At 42.7% G+C, this 5048-nt stretch carries 4 protein-coding genes; 3 read left to right on the top strand and 1 reads right to left on the bottom strand.

Translation table 11 applies throughout. The annotated features are described in order from the left end of the window. The coding region (locus tag O9139_RS28615; RefSeq protein WP_270885151.1) for a spore germination protein at positions 1-1067 on the bottom strand (1067 nt) is incomplete at its 3' end. Between the two features lie 1075 nt (positions 1068-2142). Between O9139_RS28615 and O9139_RS28610 the strand changes: the two genes are divergently transcribed. From O9139_RS28610 to O9139_RS28600, 3 genes are all read left to right on the top strand, one after another. Beyond that, positions 2143-2442 carry an ArsR/SmtB family transcription factor gene (locus O9139_RS28610; protein ID WP_270885152.1) on the top strand — a complete coding sequence of 100 codons (300 nt, stop codon included), beginning with the start codon at positions 2143-2145 and terminating at the stop codon, positions 2440-2442. A gap of 435 nt (positions 2443-2877) precedes the next feature. After that, a complete protein-coding gene (locus O9139_RS28605; protein WP_270884714.1) occupies positions 2878-4044 on the top strand; it encodes an iron-containing alcohol dehydrogenase in 1167 nt (388 codons plus the stop codon). Positions 4045-4229: 185 nt separating this feature from the next. Next, on the top strand, positions 4230-5048 hold an 819-nt coding region (locus O9139_RS28600; protein WP_270884715.1), incomplete at its 3' end, for an SDR family NAD(P)-dependent oxidoreductase.

Genomic DNA, 5048 nt, shown 5'->3' with positions numbered 1-5048 from the left:
ATGCTGACTGCTGAACCAGTCGCCTTGGGCAAACGAATTCCCGCTTCACGGAGTGCCTCGAACATGAATTCCATCAATAATGCTTCAATGACGCTGGGAAACGGAACGCCTTCTCGAGCCGTCGTAATGCTGAAAAGGAAATTCGTCGGCATGAGCTGTGAATGAAACGTTGTAATCGCTACAAACAACGAAGGAAGATAGAGCGAGACGGAGAAGAGAATGAGCCTTGTCCACCTCATAAGAGAAGCGAAAATGAATCGTTCGTAATAATCATCTGCTGACTGAAACGTTGACCAAAACGTCATAGGGACGATTAATGCATTTGGCGAACCGTCCGTCAGTAAAGCGACTTTGCCTTCCAAAATATTAGCCGCAACAATATCTGGGCGTTCTGTTAGTTGGATTTGAGGGAATGGAGTAAACGATACATCCTCAATCATTTCTTCGATATAACCCGAATCTAAAATCGCATCCGTTCGAATGCGGTTAACCCGTTCCTTCACCTGACTCAATACATTCTCCTGGACAATACCTTCCACATATACGATAATGACGCTTGTTTTGGATAACGAACCGATTTTGACGGATTCAAGTTTTAAGCGAGTCGATTGAATTCTTTTACGAATAAGCGATGAATTTACTTCAATTCGTTCCGTAAAACTCTCTCGAGGACCTCGAATTGATTGTTCAAATGTCGGCTCGTCAATGCTTCGGCCATCTTTTGATTTCAAATCCAGCAAAATACAACTGGATCTTCCTTCGATAAATACAGCTGATTGGCCTTGAAGAAGCAAATTGCAGACTTCTTGAATGTATCGCGTCTCGCTACTTGGGGCAACGGAAGAGATGTGAGCAGTCGTAAATAAACCACACCACTCAGAGGAATCGGGTCGAAAGAGTTCATTGTTTAGTTTGTCCGTATCGACTAATCCCGCGATATAAATGATCAGTATGCTTGGACCGCCAGGAGGATGGATGGAGCGAAACGTAATATCGAAACAAGCATCGAACAGTTGACGTAGCACTTGTTCGTTCTCCGCTTGATTTTGAGAAATGAGTGTGTCCAACTTGATTTCACCTCACATATCTTTGCCAAAGTTATTTTTCCATTATTTCTCACATTTATGCATGATGAGAATGCTAGATTAAAGAAATGCAACGTTTTGTCCTGAGCACTCTTATGTCGCGACAGTACGACGGGAGAAAGTCTTACAGTTGGGTGTTTGTGTATTCGAAAAGGCATCAGGGCATTGCAACAGAATTAGTCGGAATTATTATAGAGGTAGGGAGGAGAGGAAATGTCAGCGTTTCCATGTATTTCGTCCGGTAGGAGTATACCGAGAAATACCAACAAATTATTTTCAACAACTCAAAGTAGGCATTTATCTTACTTAATCACGACCAGGTTAATAGGATCAGTTAAAGGTACTCACTAATTTAAATGTTCTTTGATTGGTTAAAGTACAAGAGCTAAAGTAAGGCTAGAAAACGCGGTAAGATGATGAACCAGAAGCGAAACCAGGTAGCATAGCTCAGCGTCGAGCTTGTCTATATGCTGCTTCATTCAGATCCGAACGTGTAACCAGTACTGGATAGAAGAGAATTAGTAATAGTATTGGGCTGAGAGCCATAACTGTTTTTCTGGTTCGGAATGCTCTGATACTGAGATTGCACATAGACAGAGGCTGATAAACGTCGCGGTTTTGTTGTCCTAGGAGGTCCTGACCTATCCCGCGCTGCTGTATGTCATTGGTGTAAATCTGGCTGCTGTAGAAGCCTTGCTGCCTAGATTGATTTATTTATTGCCCTCCTATAAAGAATTCGTTCATCGGATCGATGCTAGGCGCCTCGTTTCTCCCTAATACATTTTATTTTCAGTGAGCCAACACGAATTTATGACCGTTAGAATTTGGATTTCCCTTCCGGCAGTAGACTGGAATTTTCTAAATAAATAACCTGTCCATGATATGATTTGGATCAAGATTCGAAACTGTTACCGGGTAAAGTAGGAAAGCCGTCGCATTGGGTGATGATTACTGATTCAATTGTGTCTAATGCAGCCAAGCACAGCAAGATCATCGTGTAATAACTCTTGGAATTTACAATTTGACATATCGCAAAACTGTAATGTATAATAACGACATGGCCAACCAAATTGAAGTTTTTAAGGCACTGTCCAATGAAGCGCGTATTCAAATCTTAGAATGGCTGAAAGATCCAACAACTCATTTTTCACCCCAGGAAGGGGCTGATTTAATCACAGTGGGGGTATGTGTAAGTCAAATCACTGAGAAATTAAATATGAATCAATCTACTGCTTCTCAATACCTCTCCATGCTTCAAAGAGCGGGATTGGTTCACGCTACACGTTTAGGGAAATGGACTTATTACAGAAGGAATGAAGATGCGATTAAAAATATTGGTCAATTCCTTCAGAAATAAGCTATTCAGGAATAAAGAAAACTGAATTCATTTATTGGATTCAGTTATTCTAAGAAGATCATATCGACAATTTCCGAATTGTGAATTTTTTTTAAATTTAAATATTGATACTTTGTGATATATTAATATAAAATTTAAGGAGGTGAAATACTTGTGGTAATTTGTGATCCTCGTTTCAGCATCCTAATTAACTCCAAAGATACCAGCATGCATGTTCGGGTGTCATGTTAGTTCCTAGATACTTGCTTTGATATTCTCAAAATGAAAACAGTATTATGGTACCCCAATAATAAAAGCACTTCATGAATAACCAACTTTTAACGAGCACATTTTGAGGCATGTATGCCCGGAAGCTGGGTGTGAGGTCTGCCGCTTTATGTCTTTAGGGTTAAACAATCAGAAATTAAATTTTAATTAGAGAGAGGTAAAACGAAAATGGAAAACTTTGAATTTCATAATCCCACTAAGATCTTGTTTGGAAAAGGTCAAATCAGCAACTTGAAAAAGGAAATTCCTGCTTATGGCAAACGCATTTTGCTATTGTACGGAGGCGGCAGCATAAAAAAAATCGGACTTTACGATAAGGTCATTAGTGAACTCAAAGAAATCGGCGCTTATATCATTGAGTTAGGAGGCGTTGAACCGAATCCTCGACTAACGACTGTCATTACAGGGATTAACCTTATAAGAGAAAATCAGCTTGATTTTATTCTTGCAGTCGGTGGCGGCAGCGTCATTGATTGTGCTAAAGCAATTGCCGCGGGCGTTCCCTACGATGGCGACGTATGGGATATCGTGACTGGTAAGGCGAAAGCCCCATCCAATTCTGTACCGATTGGCACAGTAATCACGATAGCGGGAACAGGATCAGAGATGAACGGAAATTCCGTTATCACGAATTGGGAAACGAATACGAAAGCATTTTTTAACTCCAATCATGTACTTCCAAGATTCAGTATTCTAGATCCAGAGCTTACATTCTCTGTACCTCTGGACCAGACGATATACGGCACCGTTGATATTATGGCCCATGTCTTCGAACAATATTTTCATGCCTCGAGCAATGCACCTCTTCAAGAGAGAATTGGTGAAGCGATTCTTCGCACCGTCATCGAGACAGCACCTAAGCTCGTGAACGATTTGAACAATTACGAATATCGCGAAGTCATGTTGTTAAATGGTACATTGGCCTTAAACGGACTTACTGGAATGGGCGTTAATCCGGATTGGGCAACGCATCTTATCGAACATGCCGTATCTGCCGTCCATGACATACCGCATGGCGGGGGAATCGCGATTATTGCCCCGCATTGGATGGAACATGTCGCGGCTGTACGTCCGGAGAAAGTCGCACAACTCGGTGTACGTGTATTCGATTTGGACCAAACAGGGAAAACAGATGCTCAATTAGCAGTGGAAGCGATCCAGTCTCTCAAGAATTTTTGGGCCTCCATTGGAGCGCCTACAAAGCTTTCGGACTATGGAATCGATGACAAGGAAATTGAACTGATGACGGAAAGGTCTATGCTTGCCGATCAAATTGGCAACTATATTCCTCTTACAAAAGAAGACGTCAGAACGATTTTGAGAAATTCTTTATAATGAACGATAAGGATGGGCTGTCTCATAGAGACGGCCCCCCTTATAAAGCGATATAGAGTAACTTTTTCTGATGGATCTTTCATTTGAGAACAATATGATATTTAGGTTTAGACACATCCTTTGCAAAATAAGGATGCTGAAGTTAAGACTATTAAGCAAAAATGATAGAAAGAGGAGATATGTTTATGGTAACCCCACAAGTTCCTATTGGCTCTGGTTTCGGGGCTTCATCAACTGCCGCTGAAGTTATCAAAGGAATTGATTTAACCGGTAAAAACGTCGTTGTCACTGGCGGTTATTCCGGCATTGGATTGGAAACCGTTCGCGCATTCCATGCCGCCGGCGCCAAGGTCATCGTGACTGCTCGAGATATGGAGAAAGCGAAGGCAGCCCTCAGAGAAATGCCGGATGTGCTGATAGACTATTTGGATCTGCTTCATCCGGCATCGATCGATGCTTTCGCTGATCGCTTCTTTAGCCAATTCGATAAACTCCACATACTGGTTAATAATGCGGGCGTTATGGCAGCTCCGCTAACACGGGACGAACGAGGATATGAATCCCAGTTTGCAGCTAATCATCTCGGCCATTTCCAGTTAACTTGTCGCCTTTGGCCAGCGCTCGTTCGTGCGGAAGGGGCGCGAGTCGTATCCCTGTCTTCCTATGGGTATATTCGTGGTGGAATCGACTTTCACGATCCGCATTTCAAACAACGTGAATATCATCCTTGGGTTGCCTACGGGCAGGCAAAGCGCGCAAACGCTTTGTTCGCTGTCGCGCTCGACTCGATCGGAATGAGCCAAGGAGTACGCGCTTTTTCCGTTCATCCGGGCGGAATTGTAACGGATCTGCAGCGGCATTTGTCCCAGACTGAACTGGACGCTCTTAAACTCTTTGATAAAGCTGGTAAGCCGATTATCGATCCTGAAGGCGTCGACAGAAAAAGTCCGCAGCAAGGCGCGGCAACAAGCGTTTGGTGTGCAACGAGTCCACTGCTGGAAGGT

This window comes from Paenibacillus aestuarii (assembly GCF_027789125.1).
GTDB classification, from domain to species: Bacteria; Bacillota; Bacilli; order Paenibacillales; family NBRC-103111; genus Paenibacillus_E; species Paenibacillus_E aestuarii.
The sequence above is the reverse complement of the archived record's forward strand: the minus strand, read 5'-3'. Positions and strand labels throughout refer to the sequence as shown.

What these genes read in the sequence shown, in the direction of transcription:
- O9139_RS28610 (WP_270885152.1), top strand. Translation starts at nt 2,143, where the DNA reads ATGGCCAACCAAATTGAAGTTTTTAAGGCACTGTCCAATGAAGCGCGT.
- O9139_RS28605 (WP_270884714.1), top strand. Translation starts at nt 2,878, where the DNA reads ATGGAAAACTTTGAATTTCATAATCCCACTAAGATCTTGTTTGGAAAA.